The 21,391-nt window shown below is 59.4% G+C and carries 22 protein-coding genes; 5 read left to right on the top strand and 17 right to left on the bottom strand.

Features of this window, described 5'->3' with window-relative positions:
- Nucleotides 1-202: 202 nt before the first annotated feature.
- Nucleotides 203-910: a YHYH domain-containing protein gene (locus COA55_RS15850; RefSeq protein WP_290502930.1), complete on the top strand. Its 708-nt coding sequence runs from the start codon at nucleotides 203-205 to the stop codon at nucleotides 908-910.
- Nucleotides 911-1,012: 102 nt separating this feature from the next.
- On the opposite strand, the gene COA55_RS15845 is transcribed toward COA55_RS15850, so the two are convergent.
- Complete coding sequence (locus COA55_RS15845) at nucleotides 1,013-1,249, bottom strand: hypothetical protein (RefSeq protein ID WP_063520878.1); 237 nt, start codon at nucleotides 1,247-1,249, stop codon at nucleotides 1,013-1,015.
- Nucleotides 1,250-1,443: 194 nt separating this feature from the next.
- On the opposite strand from COA55_RS15845, the gene COA55_RS15840 reads away from it, so the two are divergent.
- The gene (locus COA55_RS15840; protein ID WP_063539262.1) at nucleotides 1,444-2,577 is read left to right on the top strand and encodes an alpha/beta fold hydrolase; all 1,134 of its coding nucleotides are present in this window, start codon (nucleotides 1,444-1,446) and stop codon (nucleotides 2,575-2,577) included.
- A 193-nt stretch (nucleotides 2,578-2,770) separates the two neighbouring features.
- Here the strand turns inward: COA55_RS15840 and COA55_RS15835 are convergent, their stop codons facing one another.
- The 6 genes from COA55_RS15835 to COA55_RS15810 form a co-directional block, all read right to left on the bottom strand.
- Nucleotides 2,771-3,361 carry a GNAT family N-acetyltransferase gene (locus COA55_RS15835; protein WP_082872537.1) on the bottom strand — a complete coding sequence of 197 codons (591 nt, stop codon included), beginning with the start codon at nucleotides 3,359-3,361 and terminating at the stop codon, nucleotides 2,771-2,773.
- Between the two features lie 102 nt (nucleotides 3,362-3,463).
- Nucleotides 3,464-4,207 carry a sulfite exporter TauE/SafE family protein gene (locus tag COA55_RS15830; protein ID WP_290502928.1) on the bottom strand — a complete coding sequence of 248 codons (744 nt, stop codon included), beginning with the start codon at nucleotides 4,205-4,207 and terminating at the stop codon, nucleotides 3,464-3,466.
- A gap of 8 nt (nucleotides 4,208-4,215) precedes the next feature.
- On the bottom strand, nucleotides 4,216-5,010 hold the full coding sequence (locus COA55_RS15825; protein WP_290502927.1) for an SDR family NAD(P)-dependent oxidoreductase: 795 nt from the start codon (nucleotides 5,008-5,010) through the stop codon (nucleotides 4,216-4,218).
- A complete protein-coding gene (locus COA55_RS15820) occupies nucleotides 5,007-5,945 on the bottom strand; it encodes an SDR family oxidoreductase (protein WP_290502926.1) in 939 nt (312 codons plus the stop codon). The genes COA55_RS15825 and COA55_RS15820 overlap by 4 nt, the downstream gene beginning before the upstream one ends.
- Nucleotides 5,927-6,832, bottom strand: a complete 906-nt coding sequence (locus tag COA55_RS15815) for a bile acid:sodium symporter family protein (RefSeq protein WP_063539261.1) — start codon at nucleotides 6,830-6,832, stop codon at nucleotides 5,927-5,929. Before COA55_RS15815 ends, COA55_RS15820 begins: the two co-directional genes overlap by 19 nt.
- 1 nt (nucleotide 6,833) lies before the next feature.
- Nucleotides 6,834-8,126, bottom strand: a complete 1,293-nt coding sequence (locus COA55_RS15810; RefSeq protein WP_290502925.1) for an NAD(P)-binding domain-containing protein — start codon at nucleotides 8,124-8,126, stop codon at nucleotides 6,834-6,836.
- Between the two features lie 161 nt (nucleotides 8,127-8,287).
- On the opposite strand from COA55_RS15810, the gene COA55_RS15805 reads away from it, so the two are divergent.
- Nucleotides 8,288-9,253: an AraC family transcriptional regulator gene (locus COA55_RS15805; protein WP_063520947.1), complete on the top strand. Its 966-nt coding sequence runs from the start codon at nucleotides 8,288-8,290 to the stop codon at nucleotides 9,251-9,253.
- Here COA55_RS15805 and COA55_RS15800 read toward each other — a convergent pair.
- The 5 genes from COA55_RS15800 to COA55_RS15780 form a co-directional block, all read right to left on the bottom strand.
- Nucleotides 9,250-10,521, bottom strand: coding sequence for an aminotransferase class I/II-fold pyridoxal phosphate-dependent enzyme (locus COA55_RS15800; protein WP_063538722.1), 1,272 nt, complete (start codon nucleotides 10,519-10,521; stop codon nucleotides 9,250-9,252). The two genes, COA55_RS15805 and COA55_RS15800, sit on opposite strands and share 4 nt — an antisense overlap.
- A gap of 85 nt (nucleotides 10,522-10,606) precedes the next feature.
- Nucleotides 10,607-11,473: a crotonase/enoyl-CoA hydratase family protein gene (locus COA55_RS15795; protein WP_290502924.1), complete on the bottom strand. Its 867-nt coding sequence runs from the start codon at nucleotides 11,471-11,473 to the stop codon at nucleotides 10,607-10,609.
- 2 nt (nucleotides 11,474-11,475) lie between these two features.
- Nucleotides 11,476-12,270, bottom strand: coding sequence for an AraC family transcriptional regulator (locus tag COA55_RS15790; RefSeq protein ID WP_063538255.1), 795 nt, complete (start codon nucleotides 12,268-12,270; stop codon nucleotides 11,476-11,478).
- Between the two features lie 53 nt (nucleotides 12,271-12,323).
- Nucleotides 12,324-12,815: an Mpo1-like protein gene (locus COA55_RS15785; protein ID WP_063519970.1), complete on the bottom strand. Its 492-nt coding sequence runs from the start codon at nucleotides 12,813-12,815 to the stop codon at nucleotides 12,324-12,326.
- Between the two features lie 121 nt (nucleotides 12,816-12,936).
- The gene (locus COA55_RS15780; RefSeq protein WP_007149946.1) at nucleotides 12,937-13,344 is read right to left on the bottom strand and encodes a CBS domain-containing protein; all 408 of its coding nucleotides are present in this window, start codon (nucleotides 13,342-13,344) and stop codon (nucleotides 12,937-12,939) included.
- Nucleotides 13,345-13,561: 217 nt separating this feature from the next.
- Here COA55_RS15780 and COA55_RS15775 point away from each other — a divergent pair, with 217 nt between their 5' ends.
- Nucleotides 13,562-16,297, top strand: a complete 2,736-nt coding sequence (locus COA55_RS15775) for an AAA family ATPase (RefSeq protein WP_290502923.1) — start codon at nucleotides 13,562-13,564, stop codon at nucleotides 16,295-16,297.
- Nucleotides 16,290-17,093: a mechanosensitive ion channel domain-containing protein gene (locus COA55_RS15770; protein ID WP_290502922.1), complete on the top strand. Its 804-nt coding sequence runs from the start codon at nucleotides 16,290-16,292 to the stop codon at nucleotides 17,091-17,093. The genes COA55_RS15775 and COA55_RS15770 overlap by 8 nt, the downstream gene beginning before the upstream one ends.
- A 12-nt stretch (nucleotides 17,094-17,105) precedes the next feature.
- Here the strand turns inward: COA55_RS15770 and COA55_RS15765 are convergent, their stop codons facing one another.
- From COA55_RS15765 to COA55_RS15745, 5 genes are all read right to left on the bottom strand, one after another.
- The gene (locus COA55_RS15765) at nucleotides 17,106-17,372 is read right to left on the bottom strand and encodes a hypothetical protein (RefSeq protein ID WP_290502921.1); all 267 of its coding nucleotides are present in this window, start codon (nucleotides 17,370-17,372) and stop codon (nucleotides 17,106-17,108) included.
- Nucleotides 17,373-17,566: 194 nt separating this feature from the next.
- Nucleotides 17,567-18,472, bottom strand: coding sequence for a metal-dependent hydrolase (locus COA55_RS15760; protein WP_290502920.1), 906 nt, complete (start codon nucleotides 18,470-18,472; stop codon nucleotides 17,567-17,569).
- Nucleotides 18,473-18,643: 171 nt separating this feature from the next.
- On the bottom strand, nucleotides 18,644-19,261 hold the full coding sequence (rsmD, locus tag COA55_RS15755) for a 16S rRNA (guanine(966)-N(2))-methyltransferase RsmD (RefSeq protein ID WP_063519339.1): 618 nt from the start codon (nucleotides 19,259-19,261) through the stop codon (nucleotides 18,644-18,646).
- Complete coding sequence (locus tag COA55_RS15750) at nucleotides 19,251-20,693, bottom strand: pitrilysin family protein (RefSeq protein WP_290502918.1); 1,443 nt, start codon at nucleotides 20,691-20,693, stop codon at nucleotides 19,251-19,253. The genes rsmD and COA55_RS15750 overlap by 11 nt, the downstream gene beginning before the upstream one ends.
- Nucleotides 20,690-21,391, bottom strand: a 702-nt coding sequence (locus COA55_RS15745) for an insulinase family protein (protein ID WP_290502917.1), incomplete at its 5' end; no start/stop codon positions are given. The genes COA55_RS15750 and COA55_RS15745, both read right to left, overlap by 4 nt.

Raw genomic sequence — 21,391 nt, 5'->3', positions numbered from 1 at the left:
CGGCACCGCTAACTCTAACGATGCAACCCTGCCCACCCCAGAACAAAACCGTCCGATTTCCGTGTAGCCACGTAGCCGTTTTGTATCTTCCTGATACAGCCATTGGAACCAGTTCACACTTCCCATTGGCGTACTCTTTAACCTACAAAAAAATGCATGAATGTCTTATTCTCCTGCGCCACAACAGACAGGATATAGCCCTTTGTTCCCTCGCCCTTTTACGCTCCTGCTATGCCTCAGCCTGCTTGCCCCCGCAGCGCCCCTTCAGGCCCACCCCGGCGGCCTCGATCAACAAGGCGGACACACCGACCGACGCAGCGGCGACTACCATTGCCACCGCGAACCCTGCTTCACCCTGCACCGCCAACAGCAACAGGCCGAGCAGGATGCCGACGACGCACAACGCGCGTTCAGCACACTCTATGACCGGGACCGTTGGCCCCACTGGATTGATGCAGACCAGGATTGTCAGGACACCCGGGCTGAAGTCTTGATTGCCACCAGCCAGATAGCCGTGACCTTCACCGGCCCGGATCACTGCACCGTGGCCAGCGGCCGCTGGTACGACCCCTACACCCACCAGACCTTCACCCGGGCCGGCGATCTGGATATGGATCATTTTGTCCCCCTGCGCCATGCCCACGGCCACGGCGGCGACCAGTGGGACGAACGGTTGCGCCGACAATTTGCCAACGATCCGGACAACCTGATCCCGGTATCCGCCAGCGCCAACCGCAGCAAAGGCGCCCGCAGCCCGGACCAGTGGCTTCCCGACAACCGTCGCTACTGGTGCGAATACGGCCAGCAATGGGAACGGATCAAGCAACGCTACCAATTGATGGTCACGCTCCAGGAAGCTGACGCCCTGAAACAGCTGTTAAGCCATTGCCCGCTGGCGGCACATCCCTGACAGACTGTTGCAAACCAATAACGACAAAACCCCGACCACAGGGCCGGGGTTTTGCTTATCGCCGCTACCGCCCAAAGGCGGTGCGCTCACTGCATGACAGGCTTACTGCTGGGCAGCATCCTTCATGTCTTCGGCAGAGTCTTTGGCGTTGTCATAGGCGTTATCCATATCTTCGCCCATTTCTTCCATCGGCCCTTGGCTATCCGGGGTGATGTTTTCTACCGCTTTGTCTACCTTCTCGCCAGCGTCCTCAACCGGACCATCGTTGGCATCACAGGCTGCCAGCAGGGCAGAAGAGGCGAAAATGGCGGCCAATGCCGCTTTACCGAAAGTACGCATAGAATCACTCCTTGAATTAACTGATTCGGACAGTGAGCACTCTAAGCATGTTCTTGGCACTTGACCAAGTGGATTCGCACATTTAGCAGCCATTTTACGAAGAGTTACAGATGGATGCGCACCCACAGGCATAACGTTTTTTCCTTTATCAACGTCCCCAGCCGGGTAAAATGCTCCCATAACAAGGAGAACAAATGAAAAAACTGGGCAGACAGGCAGGCCATAACATGGGAAGGAACGTGGGCGGCCTGGCGCAGCTGGTGACCCGTTTTGGCAATGAGATCACCCAGGTCGTGCAGGATATTCACGGCGCTGTAGCCAACCCCTTCAGCCTGCGCGGCCACGATTACACCCCCGCCCCCATGGTTTACAACCTGGTCCGCTACGGCTTTCGCCAGGCCGGCAACCTGGCCGGCATGGCCGACCTGCTTGCCGATCCGCAACGGGAACTGCGCGACAGCCTGGACCTGCAAAGCATCATCAACGGTATTTTCGGGCAGCTACTGGTCGAACAGAACAATCGCTATGCCCTGCCCATGACACTGCTCCCCAAAGCCCCGCCGGCGCCGGAGGCCGACACCCTGGTCATCTTCCTGCACGGGCTGTGCATGAATGAAGCCTGCTGGAATAGCCCCGCGACTGATGCCTTCTGCCAATGGGCACGCCAGCATCACAACGCGGATATTCGCTACCTGCGCTATAACACCGGCCTGCATATTTCCGACAATGGCCGCAAACTGGCCGGGCTGCTGGCCCACACGGCGCTGCCTGAGCGAGTGATCCTGATCGGCCACTCCATGGGCGGCCTGGTGGCGCGCAGTGCCCTGCATCAAGGACGCGAGCGGGAAGACAGCTGGGTCAACCGGGTCAGCCATCTGGCCTGTCTCGGTTCTCCCCATCAAGGCGCCCTGCTGGAACGGTTCGGCAACGAAGCCAACCGCCTGCTGGGCCGCACACCCTACTCCCGCCCCCTGATGCGCCTGGCCAACCTGCGCTCAGACGGCATCCGGGACCTGCGCTTTGGCTACGTGCTGGAAGACCAGTGGCGGGATCGCCCGCTGGACGACCCGCGCCCCACCAGCAAGGTGCCGCTGGATTCGCAGGTACAGCAGTTGTTTATCGCCGGCAGCGTCAGCGAGCCCGGCCACGCCCAGCCCCGAGGCGACTGGTTGGTGACCGTCGACAGCGCCCTGGCGAACCAGCTCTACCCACAAGCGGATCACCTTACCCGGGAACAGTTTTACCAGATGGGCCACATGACCATGATTGAGGAGACCCGCACCTACGCACGAGTACAGCGGTGGCTGGACGAATCAGCCGCCACGTGAAAGCACGGTAAGACCAGCCCAAAAAACGCAGTGCAGGCTTGTTATATTTTCCTGCTCTGCGCTTTCAGCGAGCCCGTCCAGGTCAGCCAGCGACCAGGACGGCGACAGCCAGCGCAAACAACGCCCGTGGAAGGATGATGATGGCATTGCGGATAGCGCGCTCACGCCAGAGCACCCTGCAGACCAGAACAACCTACAGAGAGTGCAACCAGAACTGCATGGCCTTGCGGCTGGGGGCACTGTCGCCCACATCAGTCCAGTCGAAATGGGCCACAAGCTGGTTCTGCGGGAAGTAGTCCCGCGCGCGCCAGAACCTGTCCAGCGGCTGGTAATCCGCAGGGCGAGCAGGGTGTGCCTCCTCCCGCGTCACTGCACAGAAGGCGGTATGCCGAAACCCGAAATCCGCCGCGTATTGCTCGCGCAGATCAAAAAAGCGGTGCCCCACGCCTTCGCCCCGATAGGGCTTGAGCAGCACCGACTCTCCGAAATAGAACACCGAATCCAGCTCGGCACCCAATTGCCGGAACGGCACCTGGAACTCTTCATCCGCCTCACGTAGCGGTAGCGCCGTCGCCGCACCAACCAGCCGGTTGTATTCCAGCGCCAGCACAAACACGCTACGGTCAGACTGGGCATAGCGGTCCAGGTAACGGCGCTCGTAATCCAGATCCCCGTCGTAGAGATAGGGGTAATCCCGAAACACCGCAATACGCAATTGCGCCAGTGCATCCAGCCAGGGCTCGACGGCAATACCAGTAACCGGGCGAATTTCCACTGTGGACATGAGCGCTCCTGAATACCTGCGAACAAGGAATCACATGAATACCACGTCCAAGAGACAGCTACGAGCCTCTAGCTTCTAGGCTCGTAGCTCGTAGCTAAAACCTCACCCCGGCCAGGCAAGAATCAGCCCGGTGCACCAAAGCACTATAAACACCGCCTGGCGGAAACGCTCTTCATTCACCCGGTGATGCAACCACTCTCCCAACAGGATGGCCGCGATAACCACAGGTACCAGCAAACCGATACGCGGGGCTGCCGGCAGCAAAGTGCCGTCGATCAGGAACACCACGGTGAGCAGGCTGTTCAGCGACAGCCAGACCAGAATCAGGGTGGCACGGAAGGCTTTCTTTTCCAGTGACAGGCCACTCAGGGCATACACCAGCAGCGGCCCACCGGAGGCAAACAAGCCATGGGTGATCCCTGCCACGAACATCCAGCAACGGGACCACCAGGCACCATGAGGTGCCATCTCGATCCCCTTCCACATACGCCACAACTCACGGCTGCTGAACCACACCACCAGCAGCCCGAAACCATTTTTCAGTAACTGATCGCCCATCCACGGGCGCAACCCGTAGCCGGTCAGCGTGCCCAACACCATCAGCGGCAGAATCAACCGCCACAAGGTGGACCAGTGAATATGCTGGCGATGACGCCAGCTCAGGGTGGCGCTCATGACGATATTCAACGGCACCAGCACCGGCAGGATTTCCGGGATCGGCAGGAACAACGCCCCCAGGGAAATCGCAATCACGATACTGCCAAAACCGGTCATGGCCTCGGTGGTAAACGCAAAAAAGATAAACAGCGCCAGCAACAGCCAGGGCAGAGTCATCAGGTCCGTCACGGGGGCTCCTACTGGTTCAGTTCGCTGGCAAATTTACGCTGCATCATGCGCTGATAAAGGTCCGGCAACAGCCGCCAGAGCAAGCTGGCAAACCAGGTGAAGCGGTCCGGGAATAAACGTTTCTTTTTCTTTGCGTAGGCCTCGAACACCAATTCAGCCATCCATTCCGGGCTGCGCATATCGCCGACCATGGAGCGTTTATGGCTGGCCGGACGGCCATCATGCCCCAGAGCGTTGGTTTCAATCGGGGTATCCAGAAAACTGGGGTAGGCCATCAGAATATGGACGCCATCACGGGCCACTTCGCCGCGCAACACCTCAAAGAACTGGCTCAAGGCACTTTTCGCACTGCAGTACCCAGCCCGGCCCAACACCGGCATCCAGCCCGCCATGGAACCAATATTGATAATGCCGCCACGGCTTTTTTTCAGCAGCGGCAAAAAAACCATCGCCAGCTCTACCGGTGCCTGCCAATCCACCGCCATGACTTTACGGAAAACCGCCATGCGGGTTTTCTCCGCCAGCGACCGGTGCGTAATGCCCGCGTTATTGACCAATATATCCAGTGCGGGCTCGTTGTCCTGCACCCAATTCACCAACCCCTGCACGGCATCGCCATCCGTTACGTCCAGCTCCCGAAACGTGACCCGGGCAGGATCGTCAGCGGCCAGCGTATCGGCTCGCGATGCCAGCAAAGCAGCGTTCATGTCCACCAGGATCACCCGGTGCCCCAGCGCAAACGCCTGTCGAGACAAGGCCCACCCCAGCCCGGAAGCCGCACCGGTAATCAATACGGTTTTCATAACTGCCCCCGCTGCCGGGCCGCAGCCATGAAGAAACGAAATACCTGTTCGGAGGTTTTGCGGGGAATATAGCCGAACTCTTCTTTCAACCGGCGATTACTGAGCACCGGCCGGTAGCGCAGAAAATTCACCTGCGCCGGCACATATTGGGTCAGCCGCAACCGATTCCCGATCCACAATCCACTGCGGATCAACCAGGCCGGCACATGCATCACCGACTTGCCCAGCAAGTCGCCGAGTTCATCAATGGACAAGGCGCCGTCACCCGCCAGGTTGAAACAACCGCTACGATCCTGATTGACTCCCTGTTCGATAATACCCACCACATCCTGGTCCCAGATAAAGACAAAGGGAGACGGTGAACCGGCCACCGCCAGCAGACGGTTGCCCTCAAACAGGCGGGTAATCAGATTGCGCGTTTCCGCGCCCAACACGGTGCCGGGACGCAGCACCAGCTGCTTTAAGACGGGAAACTTTTCCCGATAATCCGCCAGCAATTCTTCCACCTGACGCTTGTGATCCGAATAGGGGAATTCCGGATTACCGCGCAAGGGATCCTGCTCATCCAGCCAGGCGGGGTTGTCAGCATAGTAGCCGTAGGCCGCCCCGGAGCTGGTCACCACCAGTTGCTCAACGCCGCTGGCCACACAGGCATCCAGCACATTGCGCGTACCATTTACATCAATATCAAAGTCCCGCTCGCGGTCACCGGAGTCTTCCAGCACTGCGGCCAGATGCACCACCTGGTGGATACCGTGCTCTTTCATCAACGTGCCGATTTTTGGATCACGAATATCCATTTGGTAGAACGGAAAATCCGCGCTTTCGTCCTCACGGATATCCACTCCGACCACATAGTGATGTTGCTGTAATTGCCGGGCCAGCTGGCTACCAAGGTAGCCAGCGGCGCCAGTGATCAGGATCCTTCGCGGCATACATCCTCCTGCGCCGGGCTGCGCGACCACCACCAGGCCAGCAGCAGCCCACTGATCAGATGCCAGACACCCCAGAACGCCGCGATCAAAATCATTTCGCTGGCGTCAGGGAAAAAGGTAAACAGAATGGCCAGCCCGAGGCCGGAATTCTGGATCCCCACTTCCATGGTGATGGCCCGCCGGTCTCCCCGGGGCAGCCCGGTAATCGCCCCGGCCAGGGCACCAATCCCCAACGCCAGAAAATTCTGCAGCACCACCAGCCCGACAATACGGTTCGCCGTGGCCAGAAACACATCCATGTTATTGCCGAACGCCACACCCACGAACAGCAACAACACCAGCAAGGTAATATAGCGCATGGGCTTCTGGGCTTTTTCTGCAAACACGGGAAACGCCTTGCCCATCAACATGCCCACCAACAGCGGCAGGCCCAGCACCAACGCCACCAGAATCAGGATGTTCATGCTGTCCATCTGGATATCGGTGAGGATGGGTCGGGTAATCGGGTTCAGCCAGCCATACAGGGAAAAGTTGAACGGCGTCATGACAATCGCCACCAGGCTTGAGACCGCCGTCATACTCACCGAAACCGCCACATTGGCCCGCCCCAGCCAGGTCATGATGTTGGAAAACGAGCCGCCGGGGCAGGACGCCACCAGGATCATGCCCAACGCCAGTTCCGGATCCACATTGAAGTACCAGGTGGTCAGGCAGGTGGCGGCAGGCAACAGCACGAACTGGGCAAGCAGCCCGACGATGGGTGCATCCGGGCGCTTGAGCACGCGTCGGAAATCATCGCCGGTGAGTGACAGGGAAACACCGAACATCATGAACGCCAGGATGACATTCAGGATCAGTAAGTTTTCACTTCCAAAGTGAACCTCCATCTCATGCCTCCTTTTTCAGGGCTGAGATGTGGCCGTTCACGGCCTTGCGGTAACAATCCTTGTTGACGTAGTACGCCATGCGCGCCAATTTCAGGTAGGCGTAACCGCCATCCAGATTTTTTTCCGCCTCCTTGCGTACGGTTTCTTCCAGGGCTGCGGCGGCGGCACTCTTCTGCTCACGGGCACGAAGGTACAGGGCGACCATTTCTGCCTGCTCGTTACGCCCCTCCCAACCCAGGCCGGCGGCTTCCACCATCCCCATCATGAACAGGTTACGGTGTTCGGGATGAAACACATTGAGATAAAGCTGCGGTGCATCGCTGTTTTTCCAGTTGAGCTCGGCAGGATCGATAAAGGGATAATCCAGCTTGTAACCGGTGCCCATGAGAATCAGGTCATAATCCCGCGATTGTCCATTGACGAAGGTAACGGTATTTCCTGAAACGGCGGAGATATCTCCCCGCGGCGTGATATCCCCGTGGCCTATATGGTGCAGCACCAGTGAGTTAACCACCGGGTGGGATTCATACAATCTGTAATCCGGGTCCGGCAACCCGTAGTCACTGGGCTTGCCGATGATCATGCGGATCAGTCGGTCATCTACCCTTTGTTTGAGCGCACGGGGCAACTTGATTTTGCCACCAATGGAATCGGTGGCCTTACCGCCAATAAACTTGGGCAGGAAGTAATAACCCCGGCGTACGGACATATCCACGCTGGCGGCCCGGTGCACCGCATCCACGGCGATATCACAGGCCGAATTTCCACAGCCCACCACCAGCACCCGTTTGCCATCGAAACAGGAGGGATGCCGGTATTCACTGGAGTGCATCAATTCGCCATCAAAACGGCCCGGCAGGTTGGGCAGATTCGGCGTATGCAAGGTGCCGTTGGCAATCAGCACACCGGTAAAGCGGCGGCATTGCTCTTCCCCTTTCGCCTCGGTGGTTACCAGCCACTCATCACCATCGCGCAGCACCTGAACCACCCGGGTGGAAAATTCATAGTGCTCATACAGGCCGAAATGGGCGGCATACTGCTGGAAATAACGCTTCATCTCGCGATGGTGGGGGTAAGTGGCCACATCATCGGCCATGGGAAACTCTTTGAACTCGGTCATCGTCTTGGACGAGATCAGATGCGCCGATTCATACATGGTGCTGTGCGGGTTATCGATATCCCACAAGCCTCCCACATCGGTATTCAGGTCAAAACCGACAAAAGGCATACCGTATTTCTTCAGGTTCCTGGCCGTGGCCAGGCCCATGGGGCCGGCCCCTATCACTGCGTACATAGCTGTCCCGTTTTTATTGTGTCTTTTATTCGGTTACCGGTGCCCGACAAGCGAAGCGGAGCACAGAGTTTGGTATGCTTGCCACTCTAGGGCGGACAAACAATAGACACACGGCTATTTCAGGACGTTGTCACGGTTAATTCGGGACCTCACTCACACCCATGACGCATACTCCCACCGTTACGGTGCGCTTTACCCAGGCAATCAGCCAGGCTGCAGAACAGCTGGGCTTCGCGCTGCCTGCGTCACTGAAAAACGCCTTTGCCGAGCAAGAGCGGGTGAGCCTGGAATTACAGGGAGAAATCTGGGAAACCTTCTGCCAACAGGCCGACGACCCACTCATCGGCATCCAGTTCGGGCTGGCCATTCAGGTCGGGCATCTGGATACCGTGGGCATGGTGCTGATGAGCTGCGACACCGTGGCCGAAGCGCTGGATTCGCTGATGGACTACTACCCCATTGTTGGCGAAGGTGGAACCTTCGAATATGCCGTGGCAGGTGATGTGTGCGAAATCCGCTACCTGCCCCAATACACCACTCGGCTGGCAGAACGGGTGGAAGCCGCGCTGGCCTCCCTGTTGCAACTGACACGCTGGTCCACCGGCGAGCAACTTCAAGCCAGCGGCATCAGTTTCTCCCATCCGGCTCTGGCCGACCCGGATCGCTATCAACAACTGCTGGGTGTCCCCGTTGAATTCGAAGCTGCCCACAATAGCTTGCGCATTTCAGCCGCCGCCCTGTCGCTGCCACTCATCTACGCCAACCCGGCGCTTTGCCAGCACTTGCGCACCCTGGCCGACCAGCTGCTGGAGCAACTGGGCAGCCAGTCGTTAAGTGCCAGCGTCCGCGACCTGTTACGTCAGCATCCCCGCTGGGGCAAGGAAAAAGTGGCCGAGCAGATGGCCATGAGCGGCCGCCACCTGATCCGCAAACTCAGCGAAGAAGGCACCAGCTTCAAGCTGCTGCGCGATTCACTGCTGCAGGGCATGGCTGAACAGTCACTGAAGGAAGGGTCAAAACTCTTTGATATTGCCGACAAACTGGGCTTTTCCGATGAAAGCGCCTTTGCCAAAGCCTTCAAACGCTGGACCGGCATGACGCCGGCCCAGTTTCGTGCACAAATTTAAACGGCCAACAGCGCCTGTTCGATATCTGCCAGGATATCGTCCACATGCTCGATACCAATGGACAGACGCACCAGGTCTGCGCTGACACCCGCCTTTTTCAGCTCTTCATCATTCAACTGCCGGTGTGTGGTAGTCGCCGGATGGCACGCCAGAGACTTGGCATCACCAATGTTGACCAATCGTTTGATCAACGCCAGCGCATCGATAAAACGCGCTCCCGCCTCGCGGCCACCTTCTACACCAAAACTGAGAATGGACGAGGGCACCCCGCCATCCATGTATTGCTGCGCCAATGCATAATCCTTGTCGGTTTCCAGGCCGGCAAAATTCACCCAGCTCACCTTGGCATGGTCGCGCAGGTACGCAGCCACTTTCATGGCATTCTCGCAATGGCGTTCCATGCGCAGGCTCAGGGTTTCAATGCCCTGCATAATCAGGAACGCATTCATCGGTGACAACGCGGCACCCATATTGCGCAAGGGCACAACCCGGGCACGACCAATGAACGCGGCCTCACCCATGGCCTCTACGTACACCACACCGTGATAGCTGGGATCCGGTTCATTGAACTGCGGGAAACGCGGGTTATCTTTCCAGGGGAATTTGCCGGAATCCACGATGGCGCCAGCAATGGTGGTGCCGTGGCCGCCCATGTATTTCGTCAATGAGTGCACCACAATATCAGCGCCGTGTTCAAAAGGCCGGCACAATGCTGGCGTCGCCACCGTATTATCCACCACCAGCGGCACGCCTGCGTCATGGGCCACCTTGGCTAACGCAGCCATATCCACCACGTTGCCCGCCGGGTTACCGATGGATTCGCAAAACACCATCCTGGTTTTTTCATCAATGGCATCCGCAATCGCCTGGGGATTGCGGCCATCGGCCATGCGCACCTCAATGCCCTGATTCGGCAAGGTATGCGCGAACAAGTTATAGGTACCGCCATAAAGCTGACTGGTGGAAACAATATTGTCCCCCGCTTTGGCCAGCGTCTGAATGGTTGCGGTGATGGCCGCCATACCTGACGCCATGGCCAACGCACCGATGCCGCCCTCCAGTTGCGCAACGCGCTCTTCAAGCACCGCGTTGGTCGGATTCATTATGCGACTGTAGATATTACCCGGCACTTTGAGATCAAAAAGATCCGCTCCATGCTGGGTATCATCAAAGTAGTAGCTGGTAGTCTGGTACATGGGCACGGCCACCGCATGGGTCTGCGGATCGCCGGCAAAACCACCATGAATGGCAATTGTTTCCCGTTTCATAAATCCCTGCCTCAGATTGAATTGTCGCCAAGGCGACACACACGCAAAAAGGCCGCCAAACGGCGGCCTGAAAAAATCGTTGCCTCTATTTAATCGGGGGTTCGCTCCAGAAATCAAATTGTTTGGGTATATCCGCCAGTGACGTCTCAAAACGCGGCTCGCGTTTTTCCAGGAACGCGGTGAAACCATCCTTGCCGTCCCAGAATTCGTTGGACCAGTAAATCATTTTCGATTCCACCACATGGGCTTCCGCCGGGTGGGAGAAATTCGGGTTGCGCCACAACATCTGCTTGGCCAACGCCACGGCCACCGGGGAGCTTTTTGCAATCAGTTTGCGGGCAATGCAGCGGGCCACATCCAGCACCTCGCCCTTGTCATGCACGCTGTGAAAAAGGCCGGCCTTCTCGCCTTCTTCGGCCATGAAGATATCGCCACTGATCACCCACTCCAACGCTTTCTGGATACCCACCACCCGCGGCAGGAACCAGGAGGAACAAGCCTCCGGGGTAATCCCCCGCTGGGTAAAGACAAACCCGATCTTGCTGTTGGCCGCGACCAGGCGAATATCCATGGGCAGTGTCATGGTAATACCCACGCCCACCGCCGCACCGTTGATAGCGCCGATCACCGGCTTGCGGCAATTGTAGATGGCCAATGACAACTCGCCGCCGGAATCGCGGATAGTCTCCAGCGGCGGGTTCATCCCTTCTGCGTCGTCATAACCGAACAGGTGGCCGCCATCTTCCGGCTGCATTTCCATGCCGGCACAGAAAACCTTGCCCGCGCCGGTGACAATCACCGCACGGATGTCATCGTTGCGGTCCGCCTCTGCCAGCGCATGCACCAGCTCGTCTTTCATGCGCAAGGTAAACGCATTGAGCCGGTCCGGGCGATTGAGGGTGATGGTTAGAATCTGCTCGCTCAGATCGGTCTTGATGTCCTGATAATCCATGGTCACTCCACAGGGGTTGTGCGGTTTTCAGCAGGTATCGACAGGGACACTACCTGCACGGTTTGACCCCGAGCATACCCCGACGGCAGGGCGTCGAACATGGCACGAAGTGTCCGGTTGAGGTGGGGCTGATCGTAAAAGCCGGCGAGCACCGCCAGCTCGGTGAAATTCATACCGCTGTGCCACAGGGACAGGGCCCGCTGGCACTTGAGGTGCAGAAGATAACGCTTGAACGTCACGCCGGTTTGTTCACGAAAAAGATGACGAAAGCGGGATTCGGACAGCCCGGCCTGCTGCGCCACCGTTGCCATGGTGGGGGCCGGCTCCGGCGCCTCGCGCAGCCAGGCACAGCTGGCGGCAATGCGGGCATCCAGCGGCGGCGGTGACGCTAATTGACGCAGTTGCGCCAGGAAAGTGGCGACTTGAGCAGCGGCGATGTCCATTCGACACAGGGACCGCAAGGTATCGCTGAGCCACTGCTGACGCGACGCCGGCAGCGGCTGCTGCAGGGCCAGGGATCGCCAGGCCGGCTCGTCCGGGTCGAGATGCAGGATCGCCACCGGGCCATCGCTGTGCAGGCTTTGCTGGCACTCCGGCGCCACCAGCACGGCCCGGGCGTTTTCCTCACGGCCCTCGCAGGTCACCCGGATATCCTTGTCCAGCCCGACCAGTAACGACGCCGCCACATGCTGATGGGGCTGGTTATGCAGCGAGGAAAGCGCCATCAGCCAGCCCCCCTGCCACAAAAACAGCGGGGTCAGCAAACGGGGATGGGAAACCGGCGAAGATACAGACATGCCGGAAATAGTGCCCGCCCGGGGCCGGGCAGGCAACGCTCATCAGCGCAGAATCAATTCACCACACCGGAGCGGCGCAGCCCCAGCTTGTGGGCCAGCTCGATGCTGACGAACATGGGACCGACCAGCAGAAACACCAGATCATCCACAAACGACGGCTTCTTGCCCTCTACCTTGTGGCCCCACACTTGTACCGCCCAGGCCAACAGCCACAGCACCGCCGCACTCCAGCCCAGCGACAGGGCGCTGCGATCCACAGCCACCACCGCGGCAATCGACAGCGCCAGCCAGGCCGCCATCAGCACGGTCATGCCTGGGGACATGCGTAAATAGAAAGGCATGCAGACAGCGGCCAGCAGGGTGCCGCCATTAACCCAGTACGCCAGGCTGCCCTCCAGCCCCAGCCAGTGCCCCAATGGGATCAGCCAGAACAGCCCCAGGGTGGACACGAAAATGGCCGGCACACAAAGGATGTGCACCCATTGATTCACTGGATTGCGGTGGCTATCGCCGTAGTCCGCCAGAAAGGTATTGAGATCACGCATGGACAGCTCTCCCGAGTTGTTGTTTTGAGCTGCCACACAGCTTAGCGGCAGCTCACACCCGGAAATTGTACGCAGGGGTTATCCCGCGCGGTGCCCCCTGGGAAACCGGCAGACGAGACGCTCAGTCGCAGCCGCGCCGGCTGTCTTTCAGCGCGCGCAGCACCTGCTCGCGGGTCAGCAGGCCGGTCAGGATGCCCTGGGCATCCACCACCGGGTAGATTTTGGGTTTTTCCGTGACCATCAGCTCCGCCACGTTCACCGCAGAATCGTCTTCTTTCACCGTCAGCGGTTGATCGTGCATGAAATCTTCCACCACCAGCGCCCCTTCACAGTGATAACTGGAAATCAGCAGCTTGCGCAGGCAGTCCTGTTCGGAGACAAACCCCACCACCTTGTTCTGGCTGTCCACCACCGGTAACCCGGTGAACTTGTGCTGCAGCAGGGCATCCACCACTTCGGTGAGCTCGGTGCCGGTCTTGATTGCCATGGGGTGCTTTGCCATCAAGGCACGTACGGTCATCTCTTGCATGTCGCTCTCCTTCTGCCAACCCGGCCAATGCCGGGCAGTCCAGATTCATGGCTTTGACTATAGCACTCCCCAACGAGCCCCGGCCTGCGGTTCTTGCCCATGCCGGCGATCAATTCCGGCAATCGCTATACAACGCAGGCATCACCTTCCTACAATGGCCACAACGCATGACCACAAAAGCCTGACCGCAGGCCTACATGGAGCAGAGGAATAGCGAATGGTATCGCCCCGCGTCTGGCTGGTTTTCGGGCTGTTGGCCCTGTTGGTTATTTCCCCGCTTCAGGCTGCTGAAAATGCCGCCTGTGATGCCGCCGAACTGACGCTCGCCCAGCTGAAACAGCAGCGTCAGCAACTGCGTACGGATCGCTACACCCTGCAATCCATTTTCGATGGCGACATTCCCACCCCGCACCAGATCAACACCTTGCTCGGGCGCCCCCTGAACCAGCGGCCGCTACTGCCCCTGATCGACCCGCAGCCGCTGTCCGTGGTCGACAGCAAATGCCCGGCCCTGCAGAACGATATCGACACCCTGACTCAACAGATCAACACCCTGGAGCAATCGCTCTACGCCTTGCGACAAGCGTTTTTCGGTCTCAATTTCCCCCAGCGCCAGGCCTTCCTGAATCTGGCAACGCACCATGCAAAACTGCAGGCGCTGTCCGCCCCCCCGGAGACGGACCCTTCCATTCGCCAGGCGAGCCAGGTACTACAACAGCACATCCAACAAGTGTGGGCGGTGCTGGGCAAACTACAGAACGCCCCTGCAGACGCACTGCAAACGCTGGATGAGCTGTGGTTACAGCTACCCTCATTGCGCCCCCCTAGCGGAGCCAGCTCCACCGCCTGGCGCAGCCTGCTCAAGACCCGGCTGGACATTCAGAAAGACGTACGCACACTGCGCTCCGAACTGTGGCAGAACCGCCCACTGCTGGACCAGATCAACAACCTGGGCGGCCTCGCCCAGGCCCCGGTGCTGTTGCAGCATGAAAGCCAGCGCATCGGCCTGCGCGTGCTCGATATTGTGTCGTTGATGCGCTACGACCTGAATGGCCCTATCCGCAATGGCGGCTTCATGCCGGTGGTGCAAAATATTCTGGCGCTGATTCTCGGGGTGGTGGGTTTCTGGCTACTGATTCATCTAGCGCAGCGCACCCGCCGCTGGGCACTCTCTCTGCATGACCGGGTGGTGCAACTCAGTGGCGAGCGCCGCTGGCTGCTCAATGCCAGCCGCCTGATCAGCGGGCTGGCGCCGATTCTGCCGTGGATTCTGATCTGGCTGGTACTGGGCCGCCTGGATCCGCTGCTGGACACCCCCTCCAGCAAGATTCTGCTGTGGCTGCTGCCGCTGGCGCAGCTGTATGTCATCTATGGCCTGCTCTGCCTGATTGGCGAATGGCTGGTCATGCGTGTCGCCCAGAGTGCCAACGCCTACCTGGGCGGCGGACAGACCCAACAGGTCACACGCCATGCCCGCAATCTGGCGCGCTGGATGATTGTCCCCTGGGTGCCAGTCATTGTGGTTTGGGAAAGCCTGGGACCGTCGCTGATGTACTACCTGTTTCTCGGGGTACTGCTGGTGGCCATTTACTGGGGGCTGGGGCGGCTACTGGCCTTGCGACACCAGGACTATCTGGTGTGTCTGCAGACACTGATGCCCTCACGGATAGACCCGCTGATTGCCCGCCTGCTCGAACCCGCCCTGTTCTGGCTGTTCGCGCCGTTGCTGCTGCCGGTTGCCCTGATCAGCTTCCTGGTGGGCTTTGTGGACCGGGTGCTGGCTGACTTCGACTGGTACATGCGGCTCAAGGCCCGCTGGTTTCGTTTCCGCGCCACGGTGGCCACCGATGAAGACGAGACCGATAACGGTGGGCAAACGGAAGCCCCCTCCTACGAGCGCTGGTTTGCCTCCGCCCTGCCGGACGATGCGAGCAAAACCCCTTTTATCGATACCGGGCTGGTGGCGGCCATGGAAAAAAGTATCCAGCGCTGGCATGAAGGCAAAACCGATGAAAACGCGCTGGTCGTCGCCGGCGAAAAAGGCTGTGGCAAAAGCGTGTCACTGGGCAAGCTCGGCAAGGTGCTCGAAAAAAGCTGCCAGGCTCTGCAAACCCTGCACCTGAAAGTGCCTGCGAAAACCTGCACACCGGAAGCCCTCCACCAGTTGATTGGCGATGCCCTGGGTACGGATCTGGTCAACGACGGGCCTGCCGCGCTGGTCAAGGAAGACGAACACCGCCAACCCACGCTGGTGGTACTGGATGAAGCGCAGAATTTCTTCCTGGCGCAGTTGGGCGGGCTGGAAGGCTGGCGCACCGTGCTGAATCTGGTCAACGCACGGGTGGACAACGTGTTCTGGCTGTTGCTGATCAATAACCAGAGCTGGGCTTACCTGTGCAACGTATTCGGCCGCGAATACCAGTTCCGTAATGTGATCCGGGTAAAACGCTGGGGACAGACCGATATCCGTTCGCTGATTCTCAGCCGCAACCACCTGAGTGGCTTCCAGCTACGTTACGACGAAGTCTTGCTCTCTTCCCGGGGACCGGAAGCCGGCAACCTGCGCAATGCGGAGCAGCGTTATTTCAGCCTGCTTTGGGATGCCAGCCGGGGCAACCCCATGGTCGCGCTACGGTTGTTTTTGACCTCGGTGAAAGTGAAAGGCCGGCAGGTCACTGTTGGCTTGCCCAACGCCCCCTCGGCCAGCATTCTCGATGGCATGGGCGACAACTCCCTGTTTGTTTATGCCGCCATTGCCACCCACGAAAACCTGACCAGCCACGAAATCAGCGCCGTGACACACCTGTCGGAAAACGTGGTGCGTTATGCCCTGAAGGGCGGTTTTGATGCGGGCTTTTTGCACAAGAGCGATGACGGCCGCTACCGGCTGGTGCCCCTGTGGTACCAGCAGGTGATCAGCTACCTGACACGGAAGAACCTGCTCAATGAATGATGGAAATATCGTCAACGACCTCACGGTGGTGGTAGAACTGTTCAACGTCTATGCGTTGATGCTGCTGTTTATCGGCGGCCTGGTGCTGTGGGCACTGAACTGGGGTATCAGCAAGGCCAGCCAGAAAATCACCGAGAAAATGCCTACCCGGCGTTTCCTGATTCTGCAGATCACCACCCTGATCGGCTTTGTTCTTTACACCGTCGGCGCCATCGCGCTGGTGATCGGGGTGCTGCAACCCCCCAAGGAATTCATGCTCGCCGCCGGTGGCTCCATCGCGGTGGCATTGGGTTTTGCCCTGAAAGACATTGCCGCGTCTCTGGTGGCCGGCCTGCTCCTGTTGTTCGACCGTCCGTTCCGGGTGGGCGACCGGGTGAGCTTCGATAATGTGTACGGGGAGATTGTCTCCATCGGCCTGCGCACCGTGCGCCTGCAAACCCTGGACGACAATCTGGTCACCATCCCCAATTCACGCTTTATCACCGACGTGGTGGCCTCCGGCAATGCCGGCGAACTGGACATGATGGTCGTTACAGACTTCCACATAGCCCTGGATGCCGATATCGAACAGGCCCAGGCCATCGTGGAGGAAATCATCGTCACCAGCCGTTACGCCTACCTGAAAAAACCGGTCACCTTTGCCATTGAAGAAATTGAAGTGGGCTACCGGCTGGCCATTCGCTTGCGCGCCAAGGCCTATGTGCTGGATGTGCATTACGAGAAAGCATTCCAGAGCGATATCGTGGTGCGGGTGTCCAAGCGCTTTAGCGAAATGCAGGTGGCCCGGCCCGCATAAACAGTCGGGCCGTTATTCCGCGTTCTTTTTGCCATCACCGCTGGCAGGCTTGTCAGCCTCACCGGACAACACCTCTTCCAGCTCCTCACGGGGCATATAATCCAGGTCCCAATGGCTGGTGTAGGTTTCTTTCAACCGGTGCCTGCCGCGATGCAGGTCTTCCGGGGTTTCCCCTTCATGGGCGGGATGATACTCGCGCGGTTCATGGGCGGGCGCTTCATCATGCTGCAGTTGCGGAGCGGGAAACAGCTTTTCTTTCAATGCAGATAACCAACGCATAGACACCTCCACAGGTCTTGCCCCACCGTAACACCCGTATCGTGAATATTCTCGCAACGAGTGGGCGGAGCGCGGCCGATCATTGCCTGTCGCGGGCGACAAAGACCAGGGCAAGGGAAAGCCCGCAGCGCCATTAGGGAAAGTAAAGGACGGCAACGGGCCGGGGGCAGAATCCCCGGCCAGTCAGGCGAAGATCAGGACAGCAATCCCGGGCGTTTCATCAACCGCGACAGTTTTTCCAGCCCCCGCTGGCGCAGATGAACGCTGTCCCGCTTGGAAGGGTGGAAGTCGCGCTTGTAATACGCCAGATAGGATTTGCCCAGCTTGCGCAGCCAACCGGGGTTGCCCACCAGCCAGTTGAGCCCCTGGCGCACGGATTTCCAGTCAGTGGGATCATCCATTTCAGCGCGCAACTGGTTGTAATGCAGAATGGTAAATCCGATGAATTCCACCGTGGTAAACGCCATTTCCGACGTCCGCACCCAATAGCTGTCCACCTGATCGCGGTACACATCAAAGGCCACGGATTTGTGTTCGCTTTCTTCCACCGCATGCCACAACCACAGCGGCACCATGCGCTCGTCCATGCCTTCGATAAATTCCGGATGTTCCAGAATCATTTCCGCCAGCATGGCGGTGAAATGCTCCAGCGCGCAGGTCTTGGCCAGCTGCCGCTCCGGCGACAACCACTTGGCCATGAATTTCAGGCCATCCTTCACATAGGCATCCACCTTGCCGGTGGGCACGCCCTTGGATTCCATAAACGCATTGAAGGCATCGTGTTCGTTGCCGTGATGGGCTTCCTGGCCGATAAAGCCTTTCACCTGCTCGCGCAGCAAGGGATCGGTGAGGTTTTTCTGAAAATGGCGCACGGAACGGACGAAGAAGCGTTCACCTTCAGGAAAAGTGCAGGACAACGCCGTCAAGAGCATGGTCTTGAACTGGTCATTGTCGAACCAGTAACGGGGCATGGCCGGATCAAATTGAAAATCCATCTTGCGGGGCTGAATGTCACTTTTATTGATTTTTTTCTGCGGCTGACGCTTGGCCGCTTGATCGCGTTGCCCGGTGGTTATAGCAGTGGCTGCATTGGCATTCATGGCGGTGTCCTCATTGCTCATGGGCACAGTATTTGCCAACCGCAACTGGCACGAAAGTGCAGGTTGTGCCATTTTGCCAGCACGCACCGCCCAGGCACGGCGTAATAGGACACAGCCTGTGCCCGGGCGCCGGTTTACTGTGCCGTCACGACACTCCCGCCATAGCGCCTATCAACCCGGGCCAGTTTGCCGCCGGTATAGCCGCGCATGAATATCGCCGCCGCTTTTTTCTTTTGACAACACCCAGTGCGCCGGGACTGCAGGCACTTCACCCTGGCGGCGGCTTTCCACATAGATAATCGCCCCGTCCGCCAGCAGCCCGTGGGCTTCCAGCGCCTCACAGGCCGGCGTCACCAAACCCAGATCGTAAGGCGGATCAATAAAGACCAGATCAAACGGTTCCCGTTGCGCAGGTAACCAACTCAACGCATCGGCGCAATGCACGGTGATGCGTCCCTCAAACAATGGGGCTAACTGCCGGCTCAAATCCGCGCAGCGTTCGCGCTGCTTTTCGACCAACACCGCATCCCGGGCTCCCCGGCTCAGGGCTTCCGCCCCCAGCGCGCCGGAGCCGGCAAACAGGTCCAGCACCCGAAGCCCCGGCAGCTCGAACTGCAGCCAGTTGAACAGGGTTTCGCGCATACGATCCGACGACGGACGCAAATCACCGCCGTAGTCCACAAAGTGCAGCCGATGACCACGCCGTTCGCCACCGATAATCCGTACCTGACCTTTCTGCGCCGGGCCAGTACTGGCGCCGGGGCGTTTACCTGAACGCTTACGGGGCACGATCAGCGGGCTCCTCGGCGGCGGTATTTTCTGCCTCTCTATCGGCCGCACGAATCTGCGGTGCCTTGGGACCGATGCTGACGATGGCCAGATTGTCCGGGGTCAGATTGCGCTGGAACGCGGCACGAATGTCTTCCGCTGTGACCGTGCGCACCTGCTGGTTAAACCACTGCAGATAATCCAGCGGCAGGTCGTAGAAGCCAATAGCGCCAAGCTGGCCAATGATGTCGCTGTTGTCCGCCGTGCCCAGGGCAAAGCTGCCAAGAATGCTGGTGCGGGTTTCTTCCAGCTGTTCAGCGGTGGGGCCGTCCTGCACAAACTGGTCGATCAGATCCAGGGTCAGGGTCAGGGCGTCGTCGGCATTATCATTGGCCGTCTGCAAACGCACCTGAAACGGACCACCGGCGGCCATGGGGCCGAAATGGCTGCTGATACCGTAAACGTAACCACGCTTCTGCCGCACTTCGTCGGTGAGAATGGAGGCAAAGCCGCCACCGCCGAGCACCTGGTTGCCCACATACAAGGCCACATGGTCCGGGTTACCCCGCCAGGTGGCCTGATTGCCGAGCAGGATATGGGTCTGGGCGGAGGGAAAGGTAATGTGCCGGCGTTGACGCTCGGCGAGCGGCGCGGCCCGCTCCAGCGGCGGCGCCGCCTGCCCTTGCGGCAGGGCTGCGCTGATGTCCCCGGCAATTTTCTCCGCCTGCGCGCGGTCCAGATCACCCACCATGGCAATCACGGTGTTACCCGCCGCGTAGTAGGTGCGGTAGAAAGCCTGCAGCTGGTCACGGGCAATGGCCGGCAGACTTTCCAGGGTGCCATCGCTGGGCTGCCCATAGGGATGGCCAGCAAACACCGTGGCCTGGAAGGCCTTGTTCACCTGCGGGCCGGGCACCTGGGTTTCCATGCGCAGCCCCTGCATCATCTGGGTACGAATCCGCGCCAGCGTATCCTGCTCAAACGTGGGGCTGCCGATCACCTGATTGAACAGCGCCAGTACCGGTTCACGGTACTGCGCCTCGGACAGGGTGCGCAGGCTGATCACCCCCATGTCCCGGTAGCTGGAGGACGAAAAGCTGGCGCCCTGATCTTCGAAACCACGGGCAATATCGTCCACGCTCATGCCATCAGCGCCTTCGCCCAGCAAGGCGCTGGTGAGTGAGGCCAGGCCCGGGTGCGCACCATCACGGGCGGAGCCGGCATCACTGACCAGACGAATATCCAGCATAGGCAACGCATCGCTGGCCACAAACAGGACTTTCGCCCCTTCCCCTGTTTGCCAGGACTGGATATCCAGCGCCGGCGCTTGCGGGTCGGTTTCTGCCACCTGCGCTTCGGTAGTGGGGAAAGCGCCGGAAAAAGGCCCGGCACAGGCACTCAGTAGCGCGCCCAGCACGAGCAGGCAGGCCAGTCGGAAAGCGTTCATCTTCATGGTTGCGGCTCCGCTTGCGGTTGATCAGAGGTGGGCGCTTTCGGTTTCACCGTGCCCACGGTCAGGCGTTCCGGCACCAGCCATTGCTGTGCCACGCGCTGCACGTCTTCGGCGGTGACCGCTTCCAGGTTCTCGGCAAAGCGGGCAGACAAATCGATATCCAGGCCCAGGGTGCTGAGCATCCCCAGCTCCATGGCCTGCCCCATCACCGAGTCCTTCTCATACACCTGGCCCGCCAGCACCCCGGCCCGCACCCGCGCCATTTCCGCGTCGGTGGGCAGCGTGGTTTGCAGCCGTTCGATCTGCGCCAGCAACGCTTTTTCCACTTGCTCCAGAGTCACGTTCGGGTTGGGGGCGGCGGTGAGCGTGAAGGTGCCATCGCCTCGCTGAATCCCGCTGTAACTGGCACCGGCGCCGGCCACCAGCCGTTGGCCGCGCACCAGATCCGTTTCGATGCGCGCACTCATGCCGCCATCGAGCACGCCAGCCAGCATGGTCAGGGCGTAGAAATCGGTTTTGTCTTCCAGCGTGACCAACGACGGCACGTTGTACATCATGTACAGGGAAGGCACTTTTACCGGCAGATTCAGCGCCAGACGGCGCTCACCGGCCGGCGGATTCACCGTCTGTTTGGGCCGTGGCGGGGTCTGCCCGGCGGGCAGATCGGCAAAGAATTTTTCCACCAGCGGCTGTACCTG

The sequence above is a fragment of the Alcanivorax sp. genome (assembly GCF_002733835.1).
GTDB lineage: Bacteria > Pseudomonadota > Gammaproteobacteria > Pseudomonadales > Alcanivoracaceae > Alcanivorax.
The sequence above is the reverse complement of the archived record's forward strand: the minus strand, read 5'-3'. Positions and strand labels throughout refer to the sequence as shown.

Coding starts and splice junctions, on each gene's coding strand:
- COA55_RS15845 (WP_063520878.1), bottom strand. CDS start 1,249: ATGCGTACTTTCGGTAAAGCGGCATTGGCCGCCATTTTCGCCTCTTCT.
- COA55_RS15840 (WP_063539262.1), top strand. CDS start 1,444: ATGAAAAAACTGGGCAGACAGGCAGGCCATAACATGGGAAGGAACGTG.
- COA55_RS15835 (WP_082872537.1), bottom strand. CDS start 3,361: ATGTCCACAGTGGAAATTCGCCCGGTTACTGGTATTGCCGTCGAGCCC.
- COA55_RS15825 (WP_290502927.1), bottom strand. CDS start 5,010: ATGAAAACCGTATTGATTACCGGTGCGGCTTCCGGGCTGGGGTGGGCC.
- COA55_RS15820 (WP_290502926.1), bottom strand. CDS start 5,945: ATGCCGCGAAGGATCCTGATCACTGGCGCCGCTGGCTACCTTGGTAGC.
- COA55_RS15815 (WP_063539261.1), bottom strand. CDS start 6,832: ATGGAGGTTCACTTTGGAAGTGAAAACTTACTGATCCTGAATGTCATC.
- COA55_RS15810 (WP_290502925.1), bottom strand. CDS start 8,126: ATGTACGCAGTGATAGGGGCCGGCCCCATGGGCCTGGCCACGGCCAGG.
- COA55_RS15805 (WP_063520947.1), top strand. CDS start 8,288: ATGACGCATACTCCCACCGTTACGGTGCGCTTTACCCAGGCAATCAGC.
- COA55_RS15800 (WP_063538722.1), bottom strand. CDS start 10,521: ATGAAACGGGAAACAATTGCCATTCATGGTGGTTTTGCCGGCGATCCG.
- COA55_RS15795 (WP_290502924.1), bottom strand. CDS start 11,473: ATGGATTATCAGGACATCAAGACCGATCTGAGCGAGCAGATTCTAACC.
- COA55_RS15790 (WP_063538255.1), bottom strand. CDS start 12,270: ATGTCTGTATCTTCGCCGGTTTCCCATCCCCGTTTGCTGACCCCGCTG.
- COA55_RS15785 (WP_063519970.1), bottom strand. CDS start 12,815: ATGCGTGATCTCAATACCTTTCTGGCGGACTACGGCGATAGCCACCGC.
- COA55_RS15780 (WP_007149946.1), bottom strand. CDS start 13,344: ATGCAAGAGATGACCGTACGTGCCTTGATGGCAAAGCACCCCATGGCA.
- COA55_RS15775 (WP_290502923.1), top strand. CDS start 13,562: ATGGTATCGCCCCGCGTCTGGCTGGTTTTCGGGCTGTTGGCCCTGTTG.
- COA55_RS15770 (WP_290502922.1), top strand. CDS start 16,290: ATGAATGATGGAAATATCGTCAACGACCTCACGGTGGTGGTAGAACTG.
- COA55_RS15765 (WP_290502921.1), bottom strand. CDS start 17,372: ATGCGTTGGTTATCTGCATTGAAAGAAAAGCTGTTTCCCGCTCCGCAA.
- COA55_RS15760 (WP_290502920.1), bottom strand. CDS start 18,472: ATGAATGCCAATGCAGCCACTGCTATAACCACCGGGCAACGCGATCAA.
- COA55_RS15750 (WP_290502918.1), bottom strand. CDS start 20,693: ATGAAGATGAACGCTTTCCGACTGGCCTGCCTGCTCGTGCTGGGCGCG.